Annotated in this window: 24 protein-coding genes and 1 pseudogene; 14 read left to right on the forward strand and 11 right to left on the reverse strand. The window is 63.7% G+C overall.

The genetic code is table 11. The annotated features are described in order from the left end of the window. The first annotated feature begins 59 nt into the window (after positions 1–59). From P6U24_RS20885 to P6U24_RS20910, 6 genes are all read left to right on the forward strand, one after another. The gene (locus P6U24_RS20885) at positions 60–1,139 is read left to right on the forward strand and encodes a BMP family ABC transporter substrate-binding protein (RefSeq protein WP_407154395.1); all 1,080 of its coding nucleotides are present in this window, start codon (positions 60–62) and stop codon (positions 1,137–1,139) included. A gap of 399 nt (positions 1,140–1,538) precedes the next feature. After that, positions 1,539–3,137: an ABC transporter substrate-binding protein gene (locus P6U24_RS20890; protein ID WP_407154396.1), complete on the forward strand. Its 1,599-nt coding sequence runs from the start codon at positions 1,539–1,541 to the stop codon at positions 3,135–3,137. Between the two features lie 287 nt (positions 3,138–3,424). After that, the gene (locus P6U24_RS20895; RefSeq protein WP_407154397.1) at positions 3,425–4,435 is read left to right on the forward strand and encodes an ABC transporter permease subunit; all 1,011 of its coding nucleotides are present in this window, start codon (positions 3,425–3,427) and stop codon (positions 4,433–4,435) included. Beyond that, entirely contained in the window at positions 4,432–5,343 is a 912-nt protein-coding gene (locus tag P6U24_RS20900) for an ABC transporter permease subunit (RefSeq protein WP_407154398.1), read from the forward strand. Before P6U24_RS20895 ends, P6U24_RS20900 begins: the two co-directional genes overlap by 4 nt. A gap of 27 nt (positions 5,344–5,370) precedes the next feature. Next, a complete protein-coding gene (locus P6U24_RS20905) occupies positions 5,371–6,408 on the forward strand; it encodes an ABC transporter ATP-binding protein (protein WP_407154399.1) in 1,038 nt (345 codons plus the stop codon). Continuing rightward, positions 6,405–7,382, forward strand: a complete 978-nt coding sequence (locus P6U24_RS20910; RefSeq protein WP_407154400.1) for a peptide ABC transporter ATP-binding protein — start codon at positions 6,405–6,407, stop codon at positions 7,380–7,382. The genes P6U24_RS20905 and P6U24_RS20910 overlap by 4 nt, the downstream gene beginning before the upstream one ends. A gap of 9 nt (positions 7,383–7,391) precedes the next feature. On the opposite strand, the gene P6U24_RS20915 is transcribed toward P6U24_RS20910, so the two are convergent. After that, on the reverse strand, positions 7,392–8,741 hold the full coding sequence (locus P6U24_RS20915) for an 8-oxoguanine deaminase (RefSeq protein ID WP_407154401.1): 1,350 nt from the start codon (positions 8,739–8,741) through the stop codon (positions 7,392–7,394). Positions 8,742–8,870: 129 nt separating this feature from the next. Here P6U24_RS20915 and P6U24_RS20920 point away from each other — a divergent pair, with 129 nt between their 5' ends. Together P6U24_RS20920 and P6U24_RS20925 are read left to right on the forward strand one after the other, a co-directional pair. Then, entirely contained in the window at positions 8,871–9,698 is an 828-nt protein-coding gene (locus P6U24_RS20920) for an FAD binding domain-containing protein (protein WP_407154402.1), read from the forward strand. Further along, positions 9,695–12,418, forward strand: coding sequence for a molybdopterin-dependent oxidoreductase (locus tag P6U24_RS20925; protein ID WP_407154403.1), 2,724 nt, complete (start codon positions 9,695–9,697; stop codon positions 12,416–12,418). The genes P6U24_RS20920 and P6U24_RS20925 overlap by 4 nt, the downstream gene beginning before the upstream one ends. A 20-nt stretch (positions 12,419–12,438) precedes the next feature. Here P6U24_RS20925 and P6U24_RS20930 read toward each other — a convergent pair whose 3' ends face one another. Beyond that, positions 12,439–12,711, reverse strand: coding sequence for a hypothetical protein (locus P6U24_RS20930; protein WP_407154404.1), 273 nt, complete (start codon positions 12,709–12,711; stop codon positions 12,439–12,441). A gap of 139 nt (positions 12,712–12,850) precedes the next feature. Here P6U24_RS20930 and P6U24_RS20935 point away from each other — a divergent pair, with 139 nt between their 5' ends. The 3 genes from P6U24_RS20935 (at position 12,851) to P6U24_RS20945 (ending at position 15,227) form a co-directional block, all read left to right on the forward strand. Continuing rightward, positions 12,851–14,038: a urate hydroxylase PuuD gene (locus tag P6U24_RS20935; protein ID WP_407154405.1), complete on the forward strand. Its 1,188-nt coding sequence runs from the start codon at positions 12,851–12,853 to the stop codon at positions 14,036–14,038. A 379-nt stretch (positions 14,039–14,417) separates the two neighbouring features. Continuing rightward, positions 14,418–14,849, forward strand: a complete 432-nt coding sequence (locus P6U24_RS20940) for an MgtC/SapB family protein (protein ID WP_407154406.1) — start codon at positions 14,418–14,420, stop codon at positions 14,847–14,849. A 138-nt stretch (positions 14,850–14,987) separates the two neighbouring features. Next, positions 14,988–15,227, forward strand: coding sequence for a hypothetical protein (locus P6U24_RS20945; protein WP_407160811.1), 240 nt, complete (start codon positions 14,988–14,990; stop codon positions 15,225–15,227). Positions 15,228–15,281: 54 nt separating this feature from the next. Here the strand turns inward: P6U24_RS20945 and P6U24_RS20950 are convergent. From P6U24_RS20950 to P6U24_RS20960, 3 genes and pseudogenes are all read right to left on the reverse strand, one after another. After that, positions 15,282–15,509 (reverse strand): annotated as a pseudogene (locus P6U24_RS20950) (hypothetical protein); the annotation flags it as partial. Positions 15,510–15,703: 194 nt separating this feature from the next. Continuing rightward, positions 15,704–16,534: an NAD-dependent protein deacetylase gene (locus tag P6U24_RS20955; RefSeq protein WP_407154407.1), complete on the reverse strand. Its 831-nt coding sequence runs from the start codon at positions 16,532–16,534 to the stop codon at positions 15,704–15,706. Positions 16,535–17,079: 545 nt separating this feature from the next. After that, positions 17,080–17,787: an MATE family efflux transporter gene (locus P6U24_RS20960; RefSeq protein ID WP_407154408.1), complete on the reverse strand. Its 708-nt coding sequence runs from the start codon at positions 17,785–17,787 to the stop codon at positions 17,080–17,082. 117 nt (positions 17,788–17,904) lie between these two features. On the opposite strand from P6U24_RS20960, the gene P6U24_RS20965 reads away from it, so the two are divergent. The 3 genes from P6U24_RS20965 to P6U24_RS20975 all read left to right on the forward strand — a co-directional run bounded on the left by P6U24_RS20965 (position 17,905) and on the right by P6U24_RS20975 (position 18,709). Continuing rightward, positions 17,905–18,195: a thioesterase II family protein gene (locus P6U24_RS20965; protein ID WP_407154409.1), complete on the forward strand. Its 291-nt coding sequence runs from the start codon at positions 17,905–17,907 to the stop codon at positions 18,193–18,195. Positions 18,196–18,290: 95 nt separating this feature from the next. After that, positions 18,291–18,575 (forward strand): alpha/beta fold hydrolase, encoded by a 285-nt coding sequence (locus tag P6U24_RS20970; protein WP_407160540.1) that lies wholly within the window; start codon positions 18,291–18,293, stop codon positions 18,573–18,575. Then, a complete protein-coding gene (locus P6U24_RS20975; RefSeq protein ID WP_407160541.1) occupies positions 18,464–18,709 on the forward strand; it encodes an alpha/beta fold hydrolase in 246 nt (81 codons plus the stop codon). The genes P6U24_RS20970 and P6U24_RS20975 overlap by 112 nt, the downstream gene beginning before the upstream one ends. 18 nt (positions 18,710–18,727) lie before the next feature. On the opposite strand, the gene mtnK is transcribed toward P6U24_RS20975, so the two are convergent. From mtnK to nuoN, 6 genes are all read right to left on the reverse strand, one after another. Next, positions 18,728–20,017 (reverse strand): S-methyl-5-thioribose kinase, encoded by a 1,290-nt coding sequence (gene mtnK / locus P6U24_RS20980; protein ID WP_407154410.1) that lies wholly within the window; start codon positions 20,015–20,017, stop codon positions 18,728–18,730. A 107-nt stretch (positions 20,018–20,124) separates the two neighbouring features. After that, positions 20,125–20,400 carry a DUF1467 family protein gene (locus P6U24_RS20985; RefSeq protein WP_407154411.1) on the reverse strand — a complete coding sequence of 92 codons (276 nt, stop codon included), beginning with the start codon at positions 20,398–20,400 and terminating at the stop codon, positions 20,125–20,127. Positions 20,401–20,419: 19 nt separating this feature from the next. Further along, entirely contained in the window at positions 20,420–20,824 is a 405-nt protein-coding gene (gene mce, locus P6U24_RS20990; protein ID WP_407154412.1) for a methylmalonyl-CoA epimerase, read from the reverse strand. Positions 20,825–20,867: 43 nt separating this feature from the next. Further along, a complete protein-coding gene (locus P6U24_RS20995) occupies positions 20,868–22,538 on the reverse strand; it encodes a ribonuclease J (protein WP_407154413.1) in 1,671 nt (556 codons plus the stop codon). Then, complete coding sequence (locus P6U24_RS21000) at positions 22,539–23,345, reverse strand: biotin--[acetyl-CoA-carboxylase] ligase (RefSeq protein WP_407154414.1); 807 nt, start codon at positions 23,343–23,345, stop codon at positions 22,539–22,541. Between the two features lie 8 nt (positions 23,346–23,353). After that, on the reverse strand, positions 23,354–24,781 hold the full coding sequence (gene nuoN / locus P6U24_RS21005) for an NADH-quinone oxidoreductase subunit NuoN (protein ID WP_407154415.1): 1,428 nt from the start codon (positions 24,779–24,781) through the stop codon (positions 23,354–23,356).

The following is a 24,781-nucleotide window of genomic DNA, read 5'->3' on the forward strand; positions in this document are numbered from 1 at the left end:
TGCGATGGGGCGCGGCGCCCGGACCTGCAAGTTGACCCTAACCGTTATGGAGATCATTGATGATGAAAAGGCTTTTCGCTGCATTCGCCGCCCTCCTCGTGGCCGGCAGTTTCAGTAGCGCGGCAATCGCCGCCGACAAGCTGAAGGTCGGCTTCATCTATCTCGGGCCGATCGGCGATTTGGGCTGGACCTATCAGCACGAGCTGGCACGGCAGGCGCTCGTCAAGGAATTCGGCGACAAGATCGAGACGACTTATCTGGAGAACGTTCCCGAAGGACCTGACGCCGAGCGCGCGATCGAGCAGCTCGTGCGCGCCGGCAACAAGCTGATCTTCACAACCTCCTTCGGCTACATGGACCCGACGCTGAAGGTCGCCAAGAAATATCCCAACGTGCATTTCGAGCACGCTACCGGCTACAAGCGCGATAAGAACATGTCGACCTATTCGGCGCGCTGGTATCAGGGCCGCTATATCCAGGGCCAGATCGCGGCGAAAATGTCCAAGGCCGGCGTGCTCGGCTATATCGGCTCGTTCCCGATCCCCGAGGTGATCTCCGGCATCAACGCCACGATGCTCGGCGCGCAGTCGATCAATCCGGATATCAAGGTCAAGATCATCTGGGTCAACACCTGGTTCGACCCCGGCAAGGAAGCCGATGCGGCCAAGGCGCTGCTCGATCAGGGCGCCGATATCATCATGCAGCACACTGATAGCCCGGCGGCGATGCAGGTAGCCGAAGAGCGCGGCAAGCTCGCCTTCGGCCAGGACTCCGAGATGATCAAGTTCGGCCCGAAGGCGCAGCTCACCTCGATCCTCGACACCTGGGCACCCTACTACATCTCGCGCGTCAAGGCCGAGCTCGACGGCACATGGAAAGAGGAGAACACCTGGGGCGGGCTCGATTCCAAGATGTTCGAGATGGCGCCCTACACCAACATGCCCGATGACGTGAAGAAGCTGGCCGAGGAGACCCAGGCCGCGATCACCGCGGGCAAGCTGCATCCGTTCAAATGTCCGGTGCTCGGCCAGGATGGCAAGGAGATCGAATGCAAGGGCGGCGATCATCTCGACGACGCCCAGATCCTTGGCATGAACTTCTACGTCAAGGGCGTCGACGACAAGGTGCCGGGGAAGTAGCAAGGAAACGGTGCTGTTGATGACCTCCCTCCCCCGCGTGCGGGGGAGGGTCAGGGTGGGGGCAAGCCACACAACAAAGAGTTTGCCGTGTCCGCCCCCTCTCCCCCTCTCCACCTCTCCCCCGCTAGCGGGGGAGAGAGCCGACCGTGCTCGTGGTTCGGCTCTCGCGACCATCGCAGAATCGATTTGCCCAACTTCCCGCAATTAAAGGGCGTCTACGACAAGATGCAGGGCAAGTAGTCGGAGACGGTGCATCCGCCGCCAGATCGTCTACATCGTGCTTCGATGAGCATTACCTTGGCACCATTGACAGCCGCAACTCGCGATAGCAAGGTCGTACGAAACGTCTTCGCCGCCTGGGTCAAATGCGCCCGACGGAATCACCGGGAGTTCCTAACCGTGAACAAATCAACCCTGCTCGCCGCCGTCTGCGCATCAGTGCTGGTGGCGGCTCCGGCCGCTTTCGCCAAGACCTTGGTTTTCTGCTCGGAAGGCAGTCCGGAGAATTTTTATCCCGGCGTCAACACGACCGGCACGTCGTTCGATGGCAATGAGCCCATCTACAACCGCATCGTCGAATTCGAGCGTGGCGGCACGCAAGTGGTGCCGGGCCTCGCCGAGACATGGACGATTTCGCCTGATGGCACCACCTACACCTTCAACTTGCGCAAGGGCGTGAAGTGGCATTCGACCAAGTCGTTCAAGCCGACGCGCGACTTCAACGCCGATGACGTCCTGTTCTCGATCGAACGGCAATGGAAGGACGACAATCCGTATTTCAAGGTGACGAGCCCGAACCATTCGTATTTCGGCGATATGGCAATGGCGAAGCTGTTGAAGTCGGTCGAGAAGATCGACGACTATACGATCAAGGTGACGCTCAATCAGCCGGAAGCCCCGTTCCTCGCCGATCTCGCAATGCCATTCGCGGCGATCCAGTCGAGAGAATATGCCGACGCCATGCTGAAGGCCGGTACGCCCGAGAAGATCGACCAGGATCCGATCGGCACCGGCCCGTTCTATCTCGTGCAGTATCAAAAGGACGCCGTGATCCGGTACAAGGCGTTTCCGCAATACTGGGGCGGCAAGGCCAAGATCGACGACCTCGTCTATGCGATCACACCCGATGCATCCGTTCGCTGGGCCAAGCTCCAGGAAGGCGAATGCGACGTGATGCCGTATCCGAACCCGGCCGACATGGACACGATCAGGAAGGACCCCAACGTCACGGTCCTGGAACAGCCGGGTCTCAACGTCGGCTATCTGGCGTTCAACACGCAGAAGAAGCCGTTCGACGACGTGCGCGTGCGCAAGGCCGTCAGCATGGCGATCAACAAGAAAGCGATCATCGACGCCGTGTATCTGTCGACCGGCATCGCGGCCAAGAACCCGATTCCACCTTCGATGTGGTCCTACAACGACGACGTCAAGGACGACCCGTACGACCCGGACGCGGCCAAGAAGCTTCTTGCCGAGGCTGGACTCCCGAACGGCTTCGAAACCGATTTGTGGGCCATGCCGGTGCAGCGGCCCTACAATCCGAACGCCAAGAGGATTGCGGAGCTGATGCAGGCCGACCTTGCCAAGATCGGCGTCAAGGCCGAGATCAAGACGTTCGAATGGGGCGAGTATCGCAAGCGGCTCCAGACCGGCGAGCACCAGATGGGCATGTACGGCTGGACCGGCGACAATGGCGATCCCGACAACTTCCTGCATACGTTGCTGGGCTGCGCCTCCGCGCAATCGGCATCGGGATCGAACATCGCCAAGTTCTGCTACAAGCCGTTTGACGATCTGGTCGTGAAGGCCAAGACTGTCAGCGACCAGGCTGAACGTGCCAAGCTCTACGCAGAGGCTCAGGTGATCTTCAAAGAACAGGCGCCGTGGTTCACCATCGCTCACGCGGTGCAGTTGAAGCCCGTGAGCAAGCGCGTGGTCGATTTCAAACTGTCGCCGTTCGGACGGCACACCTTCTACGGCGTCGATGTCAAGGATTAGCGGAAGATGAGGGCGGAGCAGCCTGCGCTGCTCCGCAGAGTGCCCCTGATAGCTAAGCTGTAGCGCAGAAGGCGGCAGGCTCCCTCTCCCCGTTCGTCACGGGGAGAGGGTTGGGGTGAGGGGCAGACGCCCGATCGGTGTGCGTGTTGAGACCTGTACCCCCTCACCCGGATTGCATCTGACGATGCAATCCGACCTCTCCCCGCAAGCGGGGCGAGGTAAACACTGAGTTCGCCGCAACATGCGTGCACCTCCGCGGCCCTTCATGGGAGATGACAGAGAACGGCATGCTGCGATTCTTTTTGACCCGGCTGAGCCTCGTAGTTCCGACCTTCATCGGAATCACATTGCTCGTGTTCGTGCTGATCCGCTTGATCCCGGGCGATCCCATCGAGACGATGGCGGGCGAACGCGGCATCGATCCGGCACGGCTGGCGCAGTTGCGCAAGGATTACGGCTTCGATCAGCCGGTGCTGGTGCAATATGGCCTCTATCTGTCGCGGCTGGTGCGTGGCGACCTCGGCCGTTCGATCGTCACCCATGAGCCGGTGATCGAAGAGTTCGAAACCTTGTTTCCGGCCACCGTCGAACTCTCGGTTTGCGCGATCCTGTTTGCGCTGTGCGTGGGATTGCCGGCCGGCGTCATCGCTGCGATCCGGCGCAACTCGATCTTCGATCACGGCGTGATGGGGATCTCGCTCACCGGCTATTCGATGCCGATCTTCTGGTGGGGATTGCTGGTGATCCTCTTGTTTTCGGTGCAGCTCGGATGGACGCCGGTGTCCGGCCGGATCGGCCTGCAGTATTTCATCGAGCCGGTGACCGGCTTCTTGCTCGTCGACACGCTGCTGGCCGGCGACGTCGACGCGTTTCGTTCAGCCCTGTCGCATCTCGTGCTTCCCGCGATCGTGCTCGGCACGGTGCCGCTCGCGGTGATCGCCCGCATGACGCGCTCGGCCATGCTGGAGGTCCTGGGCGAGGATTATATCCGCACCGCCCGCGCCAAGGGATTGCCGCCATTCCGGGTGATCGCGATCCATGCGCTACGCAACGCGCTGATCCCGGTGGTGACGGTGATCGGGCTGCAGGTCGGCGTGCTGTTTACCGGCGCGATCCTGACCGAGACGATCTTCTCATGGCCAGGCGTGGGCAAATGGCTGATCGAGGGCATAAATCGCCGCGACTATCCCGTGCTGCAGGGCGGGACGCTGTTGATCGGCGCGATCGTCATGAGCGTCAATCTGCTGGTTGACGTCGCCTATGGGCTGATCAATCCCCGCATCCGGTACATGCGATGAGCGCCGAGAACCTCCCAACCCGCATTGTCCTTACGCAAGCAGGCACGCCGCCGTCGCCATTGCTGGAGTTCTGGTACGACTTCAAGAAGAATGGGGGTGCCGTCGCGGGCCTCATCGTGATCGCGATGCTGATTCTGCTCGCGCTGTTCGCCAACGTCGTCGCGCCGCATTCGCCTGTCCTCACCAACAATGCGGTCTTTCTGAAGCCTCCATTCTGGCAGCAGGGCGGATCGATCGCCCATCCGCTCGGCACCGACGCGATCGGCCGCGATATTCTGTCCCGCCTCATCCATGGCGCGCGGCTGTCGCTTTTGATCGGCATCGCGGTGGTGGCGTTGTCAGTGATTTCAGGAACGATCCTCGGCCTGGTGGCGGGCTTCTTCCGCGGCGTGGTCGAGATCGCGATCATGCGGCTGATGGACATCACGTTGACGCTGCCGAGCCTTCTGCTCGCGATCGTGATCGTCGCGATCCTTGGGCCTGGGCTGATGAACGCCATGCTGGCGGTCGCGATCGTGCTGCTGCCGCATTACGTGCGGATCGCGCGCGCCGCCGTGATCAGCGAGGTCTCGAAGGATTACGTCATCGCGGCCAAGGTCGCGGGCGCCGGCCGGCTGCGCCTGATGTTTAAGGAGGTGCTGCCGAATTGCGCGGCCCCTCTGATCGTGCAGGCGACGCTCGGCATCTCGACCGCGATCCTGGACGCGGCCGCGCTCGGCTTTCTCGGTCTCGGCGCACAGCCGCCTTTGCCCGAATGGGGCACCATGCTGGCGGACGCGCGCGAATTCGTGCTGCGAGCCTGGTGGGTCGTCACGCTGCCGGGCTTGGCGATCCTCCTGACCGTGCTCGCGTTCAATCTTCTCGGCGACGGGCTGCGCGACGCGCTCGATCCCAAGCTCAAACGATGATGCACGCAAGCTATTGAAGACGATCCGATGCCGCTGCTCGAGATTGAAAATCTGTCGGTCGCATTTCCGTCGCAGAACGGCATGGTGCGCGCTGTGGATGGCGTCAGCATCACGCTCGAAAAAGGCGAGGTGCTGGGCATTGTCGGCGAATCCGGATCCGGCAAGAGCATCACAATGCTGGCCCTGATGGGGCTGGTACCCTATCCGGGACGCGTCCAGGCGGACAGGCTGTTGTTCGAGGGACGCGATCTGCAGACGCTGTCCGATCGCGAGCGGCGCGCCCTCACCGGCAAGGACGTCGCGATGATCTTTCAGGAGCCGACGACCTCGCTCAACCCCTCGTTCACGATCGGCTATCAGTTGGCCGAGACATTGCGCGTCCATGAGGGGATGGGCCGCAAGGCCGCGCGGCGGCGCGTGATCGAGTTGCTGGAGCAGGTCGGCATTCCCGCCGCGGAGAGCCGGCTGTCGGCCTATCCGCACCAGCTCTCGGGCGGCATGAACCAGCGCGTCATGATCGCGATGGCGATCGCCTGCAATCCAAAACTCCTGATCGCCGATGAGCCGACCACGGCGCTCGATGTCACGATCCAGGCACAGATCCTCGATCTCCTGCTGTCCCTGCAGCGCGACCGCGGCATGGCGCTCATCCTCATCACGCACAACATGGGTGTCGTCTCGGACACCACCGAGCGGGTCGCCGTCATGTATGCGGGCCAGATCATGGAGCAGCGGCCGACCGCGAGCCTGTTCGCCTCGCCGCAGCATCCCTATACGGCCGCCCTGCTGGCGGCGCGCCCGGAGGCAAGCGACGGCGGACGGCTCGCCACCATCCCGGGCGTCGTGCCGGGCGCCTACGATCGCCCGTCGGGCTGTCTCTTCAGTCCACGCTGCCAGTATGCGACGCCACTGACCGACGAGGTGCGCCCGGACCTGCGCCCCTGGGGCGACGGCCTGATCCGTTGCCACTATCCGCTCGGCGATCCCTCGCGGGATGAACGCATCGCGGCAGATCGGAGAAGGGCCGGCGAGGCGCCAATCCCTGCGCGCGAGACGGCATCATGACCGCACTCGTCACCGCCACCCATCTCAAGCGCAGCTACGAGATCAAGCAGGGCCTGTTCCGCGCCCCGGCACATCTGCAGGCCGTTGGCGGCGTGTCGTTCGCGATCGAAGCCGGCAAGACGCTGGCGGTGGTCGGCGAATCCGGTTGCGGCAAATCCACTCTCGCCCGGCTCGTCACTCTCATCGAAAAGCCGAGCGCCGGCACGCTGATCCTGGACGGGCTCGACGCCGTGAATCCGCCCGCCGGTGCCGCGAAGAGGTTGCGCCGCACCGTGCAGATCGTGTTTCAGAACCCCTATGGTTCGCTCAATCCGCGCAAGCGCGTCGGCGCCATCCTCGAGGAGCCGCTGATTATCAACACCAGCCTCTCGAAAGAGGAGCGGCGGGCGCAGGCACTCGACATGATGGCGAAGGTCGGGCTGCGGCCCGAGCATTATGGCCGCTATCCGCACATGTTCTCCGGCGGCCAGCGCCAGCGCATCGCGATCGCGCGCGCTTTGATGTTGCGGCCGAAGCTGCTGGTGGCCGACGAGCCGGTCTCCGCGCTCGACATGTCGGTGCAGGCGCAAGTCATCAACCTTCTGGTCGACCTGCAGCGGGAGCTTAAGCTGGCCTATCTCTTCATCTCGCACGATCTCGGCGTGGTGCGTCACCTCGCCGACGATGTGATGATCATGTATCTGGGCGTGGTGATGGAGCATGGGTCCAAGGAGCGCATCTTCGCCCGGCCGTTGCATCCCTACGCGCAGGCCCTGGTCGATGCGACTCCGGGCCTTGGCCGCAAACGCCAGCGGACCGTGCCGAAGGGTGAATTGCCATCGCCGCTTAGTCCGCCTGATGGCTGCGTGTTCTCGACCCGCTGCCCCTATGTGACTGATCTCTGCCGCGCGCAGCGTCCGCTGCTGCGCCCGCTCGACGGCCGCCTCATCGCCTGCCATTACGCCGAGCGCTTCCTGGAAACGCAGGTGGCGTGACGATGGCCCTCAGCCCGCCTGCAGCTGCCGTGCCGCCGCGCTGTGATTGCGGATCAGCTCAGTGACATCGAGCCCCGGAATGCTGCCGTCGATGACGCGCCAATGGCCGCCGATCATCACCCGGTCGGCGCGGTGCGCGGCGCAGAGCACGAGCGCGGCGAGCGGATCGCCGGCGCCGGAGAAGCGCAGTTCGTCGAGCTTGAACAGCGCCAGATCAGCCGCCTTTCCCACCGCGATTTCGCCCAGCTCAGGCCGGCCGATGCAGGCCGCCGACCCCTGCGTCGCCCAGCGCAGCGCATCCCTGTGGCTGACTCGACCGACGCCATAGCGCGCCCGTTGCAACAGGAACGCAGCCCGCACTTCCTGCATCAGGTTCGATCCGTCGTTCGACGCCGAGCCGTCGACGCCGAGCCCGATCGCAACGCCCGCCGCCTCCATCTCGCAGACCGGACAGCATCCGGAGGCCAGGATCTGGTTCGAGCAGGCGCAATGACTGATCGCGGTTTTCGCCTTGCCGAGCCGTTTCATCTCATCGACGTTGAAGAAGATTCCGTGCGCCAGCCACGTGCGATGGTTCAGCCAGCCGCATTGCTCGAGATAATCCAGCGGGCGGCAGCCATGGATCTCCTCGCAGAAGCGGTTCTCGTCCTCGGTCTCGGCGAGATGGGTGTGCAGGCGGACGTCGAGCTTCTCGGCCAGATCGGCCGTCGCCCGCATCAACGAGGTCGTCACCGAGAATGGCGAGCATGGGGCGAGCGCGATCTGCACCATCGCATCAGGCCCGCGCTGGTGATGTTTCGCGACCAGCCGCGCGCTGTCGGCGAGGATGGTATCTTCATCTTGCACCACGCTGTCGGGCGGCAGCCCGCCGTCGCGCTGCGAACGGTTCATCGAGCCGCGTGTCAAAAGCACCCGCAAGCCCAGCCGCTGCGCGGCGGCGACCTCGATATCAATGGCGTCCTCGAGGCCGGACGGGAACACGTAGTGATGATCAGTCGTGGTGGTGCAGCCCGACAGCATCAGCTCGGCCATCGCCACTGTGACGGCCAGGTCGAGCGCCTCGGGCGTCAGCCGCGCCCAGACCGGATAGAGCGCCTTCAGCCAGGGAAACAGCTCGCGGTCCATCGCAGCCGGCATCGCCCGCGTCAGCGTCTGGTAGAAATGGTGATGGGTGTTGATCAGTCCCGGAATCACCACATGCGCGGTGGCGTCGAAGACGGCCGTGCCCGGCGTCATCGGCCCCTGCCCCGCCCCGACCAGCTCGACGATGTGTCCTTCGCTGACCACGACGCCGCGCTCGGCCCCGTCAGCCAGGATAGCGAGAGGATCCTTGATCCAGATCGGCTGCGTCTCGCTCACGATTGCCTTCCCTCCGCCCCGAATGACACCGCAATTGAAAGTGCAATTGAAGGGCCAATTCCTTCCTATTGCCAGTTGGCGCCGGTCTTGCAAGGATTCCGTTCGCGAAGCGATGCAGCCGATGTCGATATGGACCTGAACACCATCACCGCGGTGATCCGCCCAAGGAGCCGCGCCGAGCTGCCCCGCTGGCAGGAGGGCGATGCCTGGCTTGCCGGCGGCACCTGGCTGTTCTCGGAACCACAGGTCCACCTGTCGCGGCTGATCGATCTCACCGATTTGAGATGGCCCCCGCTGACGATCAGCGAGGCTGGCCTCTCGATCTCAGCCACCTGTACCGTCGCCGCGCTCGATGCGCTGGCCTGCCCTTCCGACTGGCTTGCCGCGCCGTTGATCAATCAATGCTGCCGGGCCTTTCTCGCCTCGTTTAAGATCTGGAAGACGGCGACGGTCGGCGGCAATCTCTGCATGGCGCTGCCGGCCGGACCGATGATCTCGCTGCTGGCGGCGCTCGATGGGGTCTGCACCATCTGGAAGTCCGACGGCAGCGAACGGATGATCAAGGTCGACGATTTCATCACTGGTCCCCAACGCACCACGCTGACACCAGGCGATCTCTTGCGCCAGATCGATGTGCCGCGCGCCGCGCTGAAGCGCCGCGCCGCCTTTCGGCAAGTCTCGCTGACGGCGGTCGGACGCTCGGGCGCGCTGGTGATCGGCACGCGCGGTCATGATAACGATCTAACGCTCACGGTCACGGCATCGACCAAGCGGCCGATCCAGCTCCGCTTTGCAGCGCCACCCGACAGCGATGAATTGCGCGACGCGATCCTGCGCGACGTGCCGGACGGACTCTATCACGACGACATCCATGGCAAGCCAGCTTGGCGCCAGGCCATGACCTTGCGGCTTGCGGAGCAGGTGCGCGGCGAACTTGTGGACCAGGCGCGGCCATGAGCTATCAGGTCAACGGCAAGGACATCTTTGCGACACCGCGACCGGGCCAATGCCTGCGCACCTTTCTGCGTGAGACCGGCCATTTCGGCGTCAAGAAAGGCTGCGATGCCGGCGACTGCGGCGCCTGCACCGTGCTGCTCGACGGCGAACCGGTGCATAGCTGCCTGATCCCGGCCTTCCGCGCCGAGGATCACATGATCACCACGATCGAAGGGCTCGCGGGCGAAGGCGGCATCCATCCGATGCAGCAGGCCTTCCTCGATGCACAGGCGTTCCAATGCGGCTTCTGCACGTCAGGCATGATCCTGACCTGCGCCTCGCTCAACCAGGCGCAGCGGCAGGATCTCGGCGCCGCGCTGAAGGGCAACATCTGCCGCTGCACAGGCTATCGCGCCATCGAGGATGCGCTCAAGGGCGAGATCCATGTCGAGCATGTCGCGGCAGGCGAGGCCTTCGGCCGCAGCCTGCCCGCGCCCGCTGGCCCGCAAGTGGTGCGCGGCGCCGTGCGCTACACTTTCGATACCGAGATCGACGGCCTGCTGCACATCAAGCTCGCGCGCTCCCCGCATGCGCATGCGCGCATCAGAGCCATCGACACCGCGGCCGCGCTTGCCGTGCCCGGCGTCGTGATGGTGCTGACTCCTGAGGATGCCCCCGCCACCTTGTTCTCCACCGGCCAGCACGAGAAGGCGTGGATGGATCCGGAGGACACGCGAGTGCTGGACGATGTCGTCCGCTTCATTGGGCAGAAGGTCGCCGCCGTCATCGCCGAGACCGAGGCCGCAGCCGAGGAAGGCTGCCGGCGTCTCGCGATCGACTACGAACTGCTGCCCGCCGTGTTCGATCCTGCGCTCGCGATCGCGCCGGGCGCACCGCTGTTGCATCCGGACCGCACGCCGGAGCAGCGCATCTTCGGCGCGGCTCGCAACATCGTCGCGGAAAGCCACGGTGAATATGGCGATGTCGCGACCGCACTGGCGAACTCCGCCGTCACCTATGAGGGCACGTTCACGACCCAACGCGTGCAGCATGCCGCGTTGGAAACCCATGGCGGCCTCGCCTGGATCGATGACGCGGGCATCCTGAACGTCCGTTCCTCGACGCAGGTGCCGTTCCTGACGCGGCGTGCGCTGTGCCGGATCTTCGATCTGCCGCCCGACAAGGTCCGGGTGTTCTGCGAACGCGTCGGCGGCGGGTTCGGCGGCAAGCAGGAGATGTTCGTCGAGGATATTCTCACCCTCGCCGCGTTGAAGACGGGGCGTCCGGTGAAGCTGGAGTTCACCCGCGAGGAGCAATTCATCGCCACCTCGACACGGCATCCGATGCGGATCACCGTCAAGGCCGGCGCCGACGCAAACGGCAAACTCACAGCGCTGCAGCTCGACGTGCTCTCCGATACCGGCGCCTATGGCAATCACGGCGCCGCCGTGCTGTTCCATGCCTGCGGCGAGTGTCTCGGCGTTTACAACTGTCCGAACAAGAAAGTCGATGCGGTCGTCGCCTTCACCAACACGGTGCCATCGGGCGCCTTCCGCGGCTATGGCCTGCCGCAGACGCTGTTCGCGGTCGAAGCCGCGATCGACGAGCTCGCCATCCAGCTTGGGATCAGCCCGTTCGAGATGCGACGGCGCAACGTGGTCAAGCCGGGCGATCCCATGCTCTATCCGCCTGACAACGGCTATCACGACGTGCTGTACGGCTCGTACGGGCTTGATCAGTGCCTGGATCTCGTGGAGCGGGCGATGGCGAACGGTTCGGCCGAACTAGACCTCTCTTCGGAGTGGCTGACCGGCGACGGTATCGCGCTGACCATGATCGACACCGTGCCGCCGGACGGACATGTCGCGGACGCCACGATCGCACTGCGCGAGGATGGCGGCTTTACGCTGACGGTCGGCACCGCCGAGTTCGGCAACGGCACCAGCACCGTGCATCGGCAGATCGCCGCAACGGTTCTGCAGACCACCGTAGATCGGATTGCGCTGAAGCAGTCGGACACCGCCCATGGCGGCCACGATACCGGAGCCTATGGGTCGGCCGGCACCTTTGTTGCAGGACGCGCCACCCAGGCGGCCGCAGAGAGCCTGAGACAGAAGTTGACTGCATTTGCTGCGACGATCTGGTCCTGCGATCCGCTCGCCTGCACGCTCGAAGCCGACGGCATCGCGCATGGCAGCAGGCATCTCTCCTTTGTCGAACTCGCGCTGGCCGCACGGCAACGCCCCATGTCACTGTCGGCAGATGGCAATTCGCAGGGCACGCCGCGCTCGGTCGCCTTCAACGTGCAGGGCTTTCGCGTCGCCGTGAACAAGCACAGCGGCGAGATCAAAATCCTGAAGAGCGTGCAGGCGGCCGATGCCGGCCGCGTCGCCAATCCGATGCAGTGCCGCGGCCAGGTCGAGGGCGGCGTCGCGCAGGGGCTGGGCGCCGCACTCTATGAGGAGATGATGATCGATGAAGCCGGTCGCGTCGCCAATCCGCGCTTCCGCGACTACCACCTGCCCTGTTTTGCGGACGTGCCTCGCACCGAGGTTCTGTTCGCCGAAACCTGCGACACGCTGGGACCGCTCGGCGCCAAGTCGATGAGCGAAAGCCCCTATAATCCCGTGATCGCAGCGCTCGGTAATGCGCTGCGCGCCGCCACCGGCATCCGCTTCACGTCAGTGCCGTTCAAGCCGGACCGGTTATTTCCACTGTTGCAGGAGAAGTTCGGCAGGTGATGAAAGGCAAGGCGACGCAACTATTCTTTCGGACGACGGTCGTAGGACATGCCGAACAGGCCGGTGCGCTCGGTCTCTGGCTCGGAGGCGGCCTGCGGCTCGGGCGTCGCCTGAGAAGGAGCGGCGGTCACCGGTTTCGGCGGCATCTCGCATCTCATCGAATAGACCAGCTTGCCATCCTCGGTGCGGCCGATCGGCGCGCAATTGTCCGTCCGCTTGGCAGCATCCTTCGGCTTCACTTGCGCCCATGCAGGTTGCGCCAGCAACAGCACGATCAGAACCAGTCTCTTCATCCGATAGCCTCACGTCACCTTCACACCATTGAAGCCAATCGCGCGCGCAAAGTCCATGGCGATCCCTGCTCGCTTCGTGAGCATGGCGCTGGCGCGCAACGTCGGAAAGATTTGAGACCGTGACACGGCGGACCAGGTGATGTGGGCATCGATCCTATCGGAATGGCTGAGCCTGATCTTCCGCTGGCTGCACGTGGTCGCCGCGGTCGCCTGGATCGGCAGCTCGTTCTACTTCATTGCCCTCGACCTCAGCCTGAGGCCGCGCGAGGGCCTGCCCGATGGCGTGATGGGCGAAGCCTGGCAAGTTCATGGCGGCGGCTTCTACCGCATCATGAAGTACCTGGTCGCCCCGAGCGAGCTGCCGGACGAACTGACCTGGTTCAAATGGGAGGCCTACACTACCTGGCTGTCCGGCTTTGCGCTGATGATCGTGGTCTACTATCTCAATGCTGACCTGTTCCTGGTCGACAAGTCGATCCTCGATCTGACGCCGCTGCAGGCCGGGTTGTTCAGCCTCGGCAGTCTCGCGCTGGCCTGGCTGCTCTATGAGGCGGCCTGCCGCAGCGGCCTTGCGCAGCACGAGCTGCCGTTCGCGCTCGGCGGCTACGTCTTCCTGGTCGCGCTCACTTTTGCCTTCACCCATGTCCTCAGCGGTCGCGGCGCCTTCAACCAGATCGGCGCGATCATCGGCACCATCATGGTCGCCAATGTCTTTGCGGTGATCATTCCGAACCAGAAGAAGATCGTCGCCGCACTGCTGGCCGGCCAGTCGCCGGACCCGAAGCTCGGCAAAGCGGGCAAGGAGCGCTCGGTCCACAACAACTATCTCACTCTGCCGGTCCTCGTCCTGATGATCAGCAATCATTATCCCTTGCTGTTCGCGACCCGCTACAACTGGGTGATCGTCGCGATCGTGCTCGCGCTCGGCCCGGTGATCCGGCATTTCTTCAACGAGCGGCACAAGGGCCGGCCCTCACCCTGGTGGGTGTGGGGCATTGCGGCTATCGGCATGATCGCGATCGCCCTGCTCTCGGCCGCAGGCCCGAGGCAATCCGCCGTCACCGCGCTGCCCGCTGCGCCCACATTCGCGCAGGTCGAGGAGATCGTGACCTCCCGCTGCAGCATGTGCCATGCGTCCGAGCCGGTGTGGGACGGCATCGTCACGGCGCCGAAGGCGGTGCTGCTCGACAGTGCCGAGCACATCCGCCGCAACATGCGGCTGATCGCGCGCAATGCCGCCTGGTCGGGCGCGATGCCGCCGGGCAATGTCACCGAGATCACGCCGGAAGAACGCGCGATCCTCGCCGCCTGGGCGAATGGCGACTAGGGCCCTTTCCGCAGGTCGCCGAACTCTCTCCGCCGGTTGTCGCGCGCTTGCGGTCACCTGCCACATCGCCAGTTCGCGCGATGGACTCGCGCCGTTTCAAGATCACCCTGGCCATGGAGCCAGAGTGTTGGACGAGCATAGCGCGCGCCGCACTCAAGGAGTGCTTGATTGACCAATTCGGCGCCGCGAGACTTTTCGCCAAACCAACCTCGCACAAAATTGAGGGGTGACCTGCCATAGGGTATTGCTTCGAAACTGGTCATCGCGCGCGGAACACAGCAGTTGACAACGAGATTCTGCGACAAACTCGCTCGTAAAAGTGCCACCTCCTTGGCGATTTTCTGGGGAACACATACCCACTCGGCTGAGTTTGGATCGCATGCTGCATTCCATCATAGGTCCCGTCGAAATCGAATACATTCTGGACCTGTTGCTCGCGATGACGCTCGGCTTCGCCGTGGGAGCTGAGCGAGAATCGCGTGGGAAGGACGCTGGAATTAGCACACACACGCTCGTCATTGTGGGTGCAATGCTCTTCACCTTCATGTCGGTGACCGTTGATCCGGCCTCGAAATCGCGCATCGCGGCACAGATAGTCTCCGGAATTGGCTTTCTGGGCGCGGGTCTCATCATCAAGGAAGGTATGAGCGTCAAGAATCTTACGACTGCCGCAAGCCTCTGGGCTGCCGGCGCGATCGGGATGGCGATCGGATTCGGCTACTCGGCGATTGCTACGATATCGACCTTGGCGATGCTAATCATACCGCGCATACCTCATCTGGGTAAGAACAAGGAGAGATTCGAGTCGTAGCAGTTCTTCTCACCCTTGCGATTGCTTCAGCCACTTCCAGTGGGCCAACGCGAGCACGGCCAGGGCTAGAGCCCCGGCAACTCGAATCCATGCATCTTTCATTCAAGCAATATTCCCAGAGCTGAAATAATACGGCTCATGAACGCCAAGCATTGCATGATACATCCGCTTTCAGCGCGGATCGCGGACAAATCTGATCACGCCAGCAATTTTTCGCGCTCATCCGAATTCGCAGAAGGGCCGGTTGCGGACTCAGTTCGCGCGCTCTTCCACCAGCACGGTGTCGAATTCGGCAAGTATGGCAGGCAATTTGGATTGATCGGTGAGGCGGTGCAGCCGGGAAATGAGGCGATCGAGCCTTGGCGTCAGGAAAATTAGATAGCGGCTCGGCTCAGTCTCCCAATAAGCGTGCGGCGAACCGGCGGGCACGAAGACCGTGGTTCCTGCGGGGGCGTCAACTTCCCCGTCCGCAAGTCTGAACCGCAGTGATCCCTCCAACACATGCCATGCTCCGTCGTCCGAGTGGTGAATGTGCACATAGGGGGGACCGGAGCCAGTCCACTCGTGAACAACCAATGATGTCCCGACAGCGGAAATTGCCGGCGCACCCGGCCTAGATACGATCGGCGCATCTAACTGTACATCGCTTCGCTGTGCCATTCAGCATCCTCCTAAGGCCATTCTGACACGACTTCCGGTGTGGGTTCACAAGCTGCCTATCGGTCGTTCGATCGCTTACTTCCGATTGAGCCCTGAGCGGACACGCCCGCAGTCGGACGCGAGGTCCGAGAAGGTCATGAAGCCAAGACTTGCATGTTACATTCGCGGTCAGCGCGGATCACGGGCAAATCCGATCACGCCAGCAATTTTTCCCTTTCATCGTCGAGCAGGAAGCGCTCCTCGCAAGGCTCCTCGACCTTCAAGGTGAGCAGATCATCGGCGCGGGTGCGGCCGAGATTGACGGCTGCGATCGGCAGGCCGCGGTCCGCGGCGGCCCGCACGAAGCGGAAGCCGGAATAAACCATCAGCGAGGAGCCGACGATCAGCATCGCATCGGCCTGCATGAGATGGGCTTGCGCGGTCGCGACGACATCGCGCGGCACGTTCTCGCCGAAGAACACGACATCGGGCTTGAGCAACCCGCCGCAGGCGCGGCATGACGGCACGCAGAAGGCAGCGAAATCAGCGCATTCCAGATCGGCGTCGCCGTCCGGTGCGTCGGCCGCATCAAGCGCAAGCCATTCCGCGTTCACCTGCGCCAGCTCATCCTGAAACTCCGCGCGCGGTATCCGTCGCTCGCAGTCCATGCAGCGGACGAGATCGAGCCGGCCGTGCAGGTCGATCACGCGGCTGCTGCCGGCCGCCTGATGCAGCCGGTCGACGTTCTGGGTCACCAGCAATTCGCAGCGGCCCTGCGCCTCGAGCCGCGCCAGCGCATGGTGGGTGTCGTTGGGCCGCGCCCGGCCGAAGCGCCGCCAGCCGATCAGGCTGCGCGCCCAATAGCGCTGCCGGGTCGGCGCGTCGCTCATGAAGGCCTGGAACGTCACCGGCTGCGGCCGCTTCCAATTGCCGTGGCTGTCACGGTAGTCCGGAATGCCCGAATTGGTGCTGCGGCCGGCGCCGGTCAGCACGAACAGACGTTGGTGATGGTCGATGAAATGGGCGAGCGCATGAGGGTCCGGCATGGAACTCAATCTAGTGCGCCTCCTCCTCATCCGCCAGATCGGTTACACAATCGCGGGCTTCCGTCCCATCCTGAGCCGATCGTCCTACGATGGCCGCCGCGATATGTCTCTTCCGACGGCGCCTGCGGTCGGCGCTATCCCGCCGATGTTCCAGGTCGTCGGGCAAATCACCTGCGCATGACGACGCGATTGGACCGTTCGGACCTGCCGTGAATCGGACTTGATCTCGCGCGCCGATAAACTCATTTCGCAAGCGAGTTCAAGTCGCTCGCCGCCACGAGGCTTGGCCGTGCGAAAATTCCTCTTTCTTTTTTTCAGAATTCGTGCATATGCTGAGCCATCCCGCCTCGATCGGAGGGGCGTATCGCGGTCGTCACGACACGCGAGGCGGGCATGCGGTGGGCGCGTCAGGTCGCAGCGTGGTTTACCTGCGCCGACGAACGATCTCGATGCGCACGGCGAAATCGTGTGGTCCTGGCATCCCGGTGCTGATGCCAAGTTCGCGATGCTTACGAGGACGACGATGGCCACCTCCGACAGCGAGGTCACCGCGGTCTGAATGCCGCCGGAATGCCGATGCCCAAAAACGGCTCCACGATGGCCGGATCGATCCGCAGCCGCACCGCCAGATCGCGATCGAATGCGAGCGGATGGCCACGGACACCGAGATAGATCATCAGCACCGGCAGCGAGACCGTGCACGCGACGAGATTGGCCCACGGCGCGCTGGTGACGCCGAGCTGAGGCAAGCCGCCCCATCCCAGGATCAGCGCCGGCGTCAGCACCAGGCTGATGCCAATGCAGAAGGTCATCGCTAGCAGCGGCGTCACCGCGTCACCCGTGCCACGCAGCAGGAACGTGTAGGCGAACAGCAGCGTGACGACCGGCAGCGATATGAACGTGATTCTGGCATAGTCGATCGTGGCGCTTAGAATATCCGGCGGCGTCGCCATGGCCGCGAGCATTCGAGGCGACAGCTGATAGCCAATAACCGCGATGGCGAGGCTGAGCAGGCCGCAGACCACGAGCGTCGTTCCGGTCGCATTCTTGACCTGCAGCCGATCGCCTGCGCCATGGGCGCGCGCGACGAGCACAATGCCGCCGGCGATCAGCCCAATCAGGAATGACACCAAGAGGAAGAAGATCGGAAAAAATGCCGAAGCGACCGCAAGCGCGGACGGGCCGAGAAGCTGGCCGAAATAGATCGCCTGCCGCGCGCTGGAGGCACCGCGCAGATCTTCCGGCCGTGGCAAAAGCTATTGCGAATGGAATCGAGATCTGCGCGCTGGATTATCCAGGTCACGGGACCAAGATCAGTCAACTTCTGCTCGACAGCACTGTTCAACGCGCCTGACCTGCTGGAATTGGTCTTGCCGGGCCTGCGCGCGGACTTCCGCGCTTGTGAAATCTATTCGCCGCAGCATCGCGCGCGCCTGCCGGTCCCGATCGTCGTCTATGGCGGCCTCGCCGACAGGGATACGAGCCGTGAAACGCTGCACGACTGGCAGGAAGAGACCGCGGGCTCCTGCTTGGTGAGGATGTTTCCGGGCGGCCATTTCTTCATCAGCGATTGCGCGAACCAGGTCGTCTCTGCATTGGAGCGGGACATCTTCAATGCCCTGGCAACAGAGCCGATAGTGCCGTGCACGGCGACGCGATAGCGGCATCGACAGGACGACCCGGCACTGTGCTCTGGCTGACGGTTGAGGGCTTGCGCATCCGGTGTCTCACCGCCGGCGCAGATGGTCCTGCGGTGATGTTGTTGCATGGCTCTGCTTTCGATGCGGCCGGCGTGAGTTTCGGCGCGACCATCTCCGTGCTGGCGACACGCTGTCGGGTCTTCGCGCCGGATCTGCCCGGCTTCGGAGAAAGCGATCCGATGCCCGACGGCTGGGCTTTGCGGAGCATTCGGCTTTTCTTGCCCCGCTGCTGCGCGCGCTCGATCTTCCACGCGTCGCTCTCGTCGGCTTATCGATGGGCGGCGGCGTTGCGCTCGGCTTCGCGCTCGATGCACCGAAGCGAATCGACCGCCTTGCGCTGATCGACGAACGTGCCAGCCGCCTGATCCCGAACGTGCGGCTCGAGATCATTCCCGATTGCGGCCATCTGGCGCCGCTGGATCAGCCGGAGGCGGTGACGCGCGCATTGAGCGACTTTCTCCTGCAGGCGCAGTAGCCGCAACGTCGATGCAGCTCAGAACTCCGGCTGCCACTCGCGTGCGGCCCGCGCGGCTTGGGTGACAGCGCCGATCGTCGTGAACGACGCCGCGTCGACCATCATCTTTCGTGCCAGCCGCAGGCTGCGCGCCTCGCAGGTCGCCCGCAGCCTGGTATCCTCGATCAGCTCGAAATCGATGTTATGGGCAAGCCCAAGGATACGACGAATGATCTTCGCAGCCGTGAAGCCGATCGTGTCCTGAAACAGCCGTGCGACATAAGCCTGCCGTTCCCGCTCCAGCCGTGCGGCCCCTGCTTCCCCAGGGAATAGCGATACGGGATAAGCATCCCCTTTCGCTTCGGTCCGCCACAGCTGAAGAAACTTGCGCGCAAACTCGCTCCAGACCTGCTCGATTGTCTCGAGCAGCCAGGCTTCGAACGCGCTGCGTGCGCCCGGCTCGCTCTCATGTCCGGCAGAGGCAAGATAGGCCATCAGCAGATTGGCGATGACGGCACCGATGTCGAAACCCATCGGGCCATAGAAGGCGAACTCGGGATCGATCACGCGTGTCTCGCGCGCGGTGACCATGATCGAGCCGGTGTGGAGGTCGCCGTGCAGCAGCGCCTGCGCGTGGCTCAAGAACTTCAGCTTCAGCCGCGAGATCGCGACGTGCAGATCGAGATCGTCACGAAACTGCGCGGCGGCCGCATCCAGCCACGGCGATGTCCAGCGGTTCTGCTCCGCGACGCGGTAGGGATCGGTGAAGATCAAGTCCTCTGTAATTTTGCATAGCGCATGATTGCCGGCGAAGGCCGCAATCGCTTCCTTCTTCTGCGCCGCCGGCAATGCCAGGTCGGAGGAGAAGAACAGCGTGCGCGCCATGAAAATGGTGATGTGGTCGACGAAGGCAGGATAGATGGTGCCGGCAACCAGCCCCTTGCGCATGATGATGTGCGGCTCGAGCAATTCCATCGCGACCAGTGCCAACTGCTCATCGTGATGCAGCACGGCCGGCACGAGACCGGGTGCGAGCCTCGCCTGATGCGTCAGTGCCAGATACTCATAATGCGAGCGCGACAGCGGCAACGGCCAGCTCTCGCCGACCAGCCGCACGTAAGGCAGCGCCTGCTTGACTGCGAGGCCGTCGGACGCCCCCTTGACGATGAACACCAAGTTGAGATTGCCGTCGCCGACCTCGTTGATCGACCAGCCGTCCGGCGGGCCGCCGAGCTGCGCGGCCGCGGCAGGAATACCGGCAAGATAGTCGCGCAGATCACCCTCGCGCAGGATGCGATAGCCCTCCGGCGGCACGGCGTGCAATGTCATGGTGGTCGGCCTCCCCTGATCGATTTTTGTTTGTCTCCTGTTATAGCAAAAAAGCCGATATGCGTCCGCGCGTCGGCTTCGTCATTCGCTCCTGCGCTGCAAAAGACTTAGAATGGCGTGCCCATCAGCTTCGACAGCCGCTCGATGTTCAGATAGCCGGCGTCATAGGCCATCAGCCCGGCGGCGAACATCACAGCCGAGAGCAGTGTCGTCCAGATCAGCCGCAGCCCCATGCGGCTGATGATTGGCGCACCGGGATCAGTGCCGGGTGCCCCGACGCCATCCTCGTGCTGGCTGCGCACGCCGAACGGCAGGGTCACGAACAGCGTGACCCACCACAGCACGAAGTAGATCGCCAGCCAGGTCGAAATCGTATACGCCATCGGAAACCGCCCTGCCTGCTCAGGCCTGCTCGATCTCGACCAGCGCGCCGGAAAAATCTTTGGGATGCAGGAACAGCACCAGCTTGCCATGAGCGCCGATCTTGGGTTCGCCGTCGCCGAGCACCCGCGCCCCTTCCTTGATCAAGGTATCGCGCGAGGCAATAATGTCGGCGACCTCGTAGCAGACGTGATGAATGCCGCCATCGGCATTCCGTTCGAGGAATTTCGCAATCGGCGAGGCCTCGCCGAGCGGCTGGATGAATTCGATCTTGGTATTCGGAAGCGTCACGAACACGGTGATCACGCCGTGCTCCGGCAACGGCGCCGCAGGCGAGATCTCGGCGCCGAAGGCCGCGCCATAGATCCTCGCGGCCTTCTCCGCGTCCTTGACCGCGATGGCTACGTGATTGAGCCGGCCCTGCATTGCGCCCTCCATCCTTGCCTGCGCCGCCGGCCCTTGCCGGCGCTCACACGTCCAGCACATGTACGAGACAGATCGGCTTCTTGCCCCACTGCTCATTGACGGCCGCCCGCACAGCGCGTCGCACCGATTCCGCCAATGCGTCCGGATCGCGCCGACGTGCCCGCGGCAGACCTTCCACTGTCGACACCACCGCATCGAAGACGATGTCGTCGATCTCCTCGCCAGCCATCGTCTTCTCAGGGATTCCGACCAGATCGACTTCCGGATCGTCGGCGAGCTCGCCTTTCTCGGTGACCGCGATAGCGACGAAGATGCAGCCGGCGAACGCCATCTTACGCCGCTCGGCCACCGCGCGCGACTTCGCATCCTCGATGATCGTGCCGTCTTTGTAGAAGCGGCCCGCCGGCACCTCGCCGATGATGCCGGGCTCGCCCGGACCGAGCTTGACCAGGTCGCCGTTGCGGCAGGTGATCACCTTCGGCACGCCGCAGGTGCGCGCCAGCCGCGCATGCTCCGACAGGTGCAGCGCCTCGCCATGCACGGGGATCACGAGCTGCGGCCTCGTCCAGGCGAGCATGTCGCGCAGCTCGTCGCGGCGCGGATGGCCGGAAACATGCACGAGATGATCGCGGTCGGTGATGACCTTGATGCCCTGCGCGACCAGGCCGTTGATGATCGCGCCGACCGCCTTCTCGTTGCCTGGGATAGTGCGCGAGGAGAAGATCACGCTGTCGCCGCGGTTCAACGTCACCTGCGGATGATCGTCATTGGCAATCCGCGCCAGCGCCGCGCGCGGCTCGCCCTGGCTGCCGGTGCAAAGTGCCAGCACCTTATCCGGCGGGAAATGGCCGTAGAGATCCATGCCGCGGAAATTCTGCACGCCATCGAGATAGCCGGTTTCGCGCGCCACCTGCACCACGCGATCCATGGCGCGGCCGACCACCACGACCTCGCGGTCGGCGGCTCTGGCCGCATCCGCCACCGCGCGGATGCGCGCGACATTCGACGCAAAGGTCGTCACCGCCACCCTGCCCTTGGCGCCCTTCACCAGCTCGGTGATGGTCTTGGCCACCTCGGCCTCCGAAGGCGAGCGCCCGTCGCGGACGGCGTTGGTGGAGTCGCCGATGAGAGCGAGCAGCCCGGCATCGCCGAGCTCGCGCAATCGCTTCTCGTCGGTCGGCGGACCCAGCACCGGCGTCGGATCGATCTTCCAGTCCCCCGTGTGCAGGACGGTACCGACCTCGGTGTGAATCGCGATCGCATGCGCTTCCGGAATCGAATGCGCAACCGGAATGAACTCGACATTGAACGGACCGACATCGACGCGGCCACCAGACGGAATGACCGTCACGGGGATCTTCGGCGGATTGCGCTCGGCTTCGCATTTGGCCTCGAACAGCGCCGCGCTGAACTTGGTCGCGTAAATAGGGCATTTCAGCCGTGGCCACAGGTCGATGATAGCGCCGAAATGATCTTCATGGGCATGCGTCAGCACCAGCCCGACCAGATTGTTGCGCTCCTTCTCCAGGAAGCTGATGTCGGGCATGATCAGGTCGATGCCCGGCAGATGCTCCTCGTCGCCGAAGGAGACGCCGAGATCGACTGCGAGCCAGGAGCGCTGGTGACGGTTGCCGAGGCCATAGATCGACAGGTTCATGCCGATCTCGCCGACGCCGCCGAGCGGCGCGAAAGTCAGTTCATCCGGCCGCGCCATCTAGAGCGCCCTCGCCGTGGCTGCCGAGCCGAAATAGACATCGCCCGCCGTGATCGGCACCAACCGTCCCTCCGTGGTCCTGACCACCATACAGCCCTGCTCGTCGATCGTATCGAATGTTCCTTGGATAATGGCATTGCCGGAGCTGATGGCAACGGGCTGACCCAACCCCGCAGCGCAGCCGAGCCATGCCTTGCGGATCTCTGGGAAGCCACGACCATCGCTCCAGATGGCACGGTATTCCGCCCAGCTGTCCGACAGCGCCGCAAACAGATCCTCAGCCGAAACGATAATGCCGAGCGCATGCAACGAAGTCGCCGGCGTCGGCGTTCCCGTCGGCGCCGCCACGATGTTCGTGCCAATTCCGACCACCACGGCCAAGCCTGCTGACACCTGTTCAGCCTCGACCAGGATACCGCAAAGCTTGTCACCGTTGGCCAGCACGTCGTTGGGCCATTTCAGCGCGAAATCGAGCTGACCGCCGCCGCTCCGCATTGCAGCCTCGAGACTCACCTGCCGCAATGCGCTCACCATCGCGACGCCGACGGCGAAGCCCAGCGTCGCGGCGGTCGCCGGTGTCACGTCCAATATCTCGAGCACGCTGGAGGCGAGATTGCCGCGCGGCGCGATCCATGCCCGCTGCCGCCTGCCGCGCCCGGCGGTCTGCTCCGTCGTGACGAACCAGCAGGGCCCGCGCTCACCGGCTCGGGCGCGCGTCAACGCTTCGGCGTTGGTCGAGCCCACCTGGTCGAACGCAATCAGCCCGTAGCCTGCCCCGATAGCGCGCGGACCGAGAGCAAACGGCATCTCGGCGGCTAGAACAGCGACTTCGCCGCGGCGGTCGCCGCGCTGACCAGCGGTCCCGGATAGGCAAAGAACAGGATGTTGAAGAGACCGGCAACCGCAAGCACCGAACGCAACTCGATCCGGACCGGATCGAGCACCGGAAGCGGCTCGTCGAAATACATCGTCTTGACGATCAGGAGATAATAATACGCGCCGACGACGCTGGTCAGCACGCCGATCACCGACAACGTGAACAGGCCGGCCTTGATCGCCGCGACGAACACGTACCATTTGGCGAAGAAGCCCGCGAGCGGCGGAATGCCGGCCAACGAGAACAAGAGCATCGCGAAGAAGAAAGCGAGCAACGGGTTGGTGCGCGACAGCCCTGCGAAGTCGCTGATCTTCTCGAACGACTGGCCGCTCCGTTTGATCGACATGATGACGGCGAAGGAGCCGAGCGTCATCGCGACATAGATCGCGATGTACATCAGCACGCCCTGCGCCCCCTCGACCGTGCCGGCGGCGAGGCCGACCAGCGCAAAGCCCATATGGCCGATCGACGAATAGGCCATCAGGCGCTTGATGTTGGTCTGTCCGATTGCGGCGAACGAACCGAGCGCCATCGAGGCGATCGAGACGAACACGATGATCTGCTGCCACTGGAACGTAATGCTTGGGAACGCGGTCAGCGCCACGCGGGTGAACACCGCGAGCGCCGCGACCTTCGGTGCCGAAGCGAAGAAGGCCGTCACGGGGGTCGGTGCACCCTCGTAGACGTCAGGCGTCCACATGTGGAACGGCACCGCCGAGACCTTGAAGCAGAGGCCCGCGAACAGGAAGACGATGCCGAACACGATACCGACGCTGCCGCCCTTCGCCGCCGCCGCGATGCCGGCGAAGCTGACCGTGCCGGTGAAGCCGTAGATCAACGAAGCACCGTAAAGCAACATGCCCGAGGACAGCGCGCCGAGAACGAAGTATTTCAGGCCGGCCTCGGTCGACTTGACATTGTCGCGATGGCTTGCCGCGACGACGTAGAGCGCAAGCGACATCAGCTCGAGCCCGAGATAGAGCGAGATCAGGTCGCCGGCGGAGATCAGCACCATCATGCCGAGCGTCGAGAGCAACACCAGGATGGCGTATTCGAAAATGCGCCGGTCGGGGGCTGACAGGAATTCCGCCGACATGATCAGCGTCGCCGCTGAGCCGATCAGCGCCAGAATTTTAAGGAAGCGCGCATAGTCGTCGGCAACGAAGCTGCCGCCGAACGCCTGCCCCGTGGGACGCCAGAGCACCAGCAGTCCCACCACGACCAGCAGGCACGCGGCAAGGGTCGTGACGACCGCCGTCGTCCCCTGGCCGCGGAAGGCGCCCAGCATCAAGAGCGCCATCGCGCCCACGGCCAGAATCAACTCCGGCAGCACCACCCCGAGCTGAGCCCCAAGATTCTCGATCAT

Source organism: Bradyrhizobium sp. STM 3557 (assembly GCF_045571465.1).
In the GTDB taxonomy this organism is placed as follows: Bacteria; Pseudomonadota; Alphaproteobacteria; order Rhizobiales; family Xanthobacteraceae; genus Bradyrhizobium.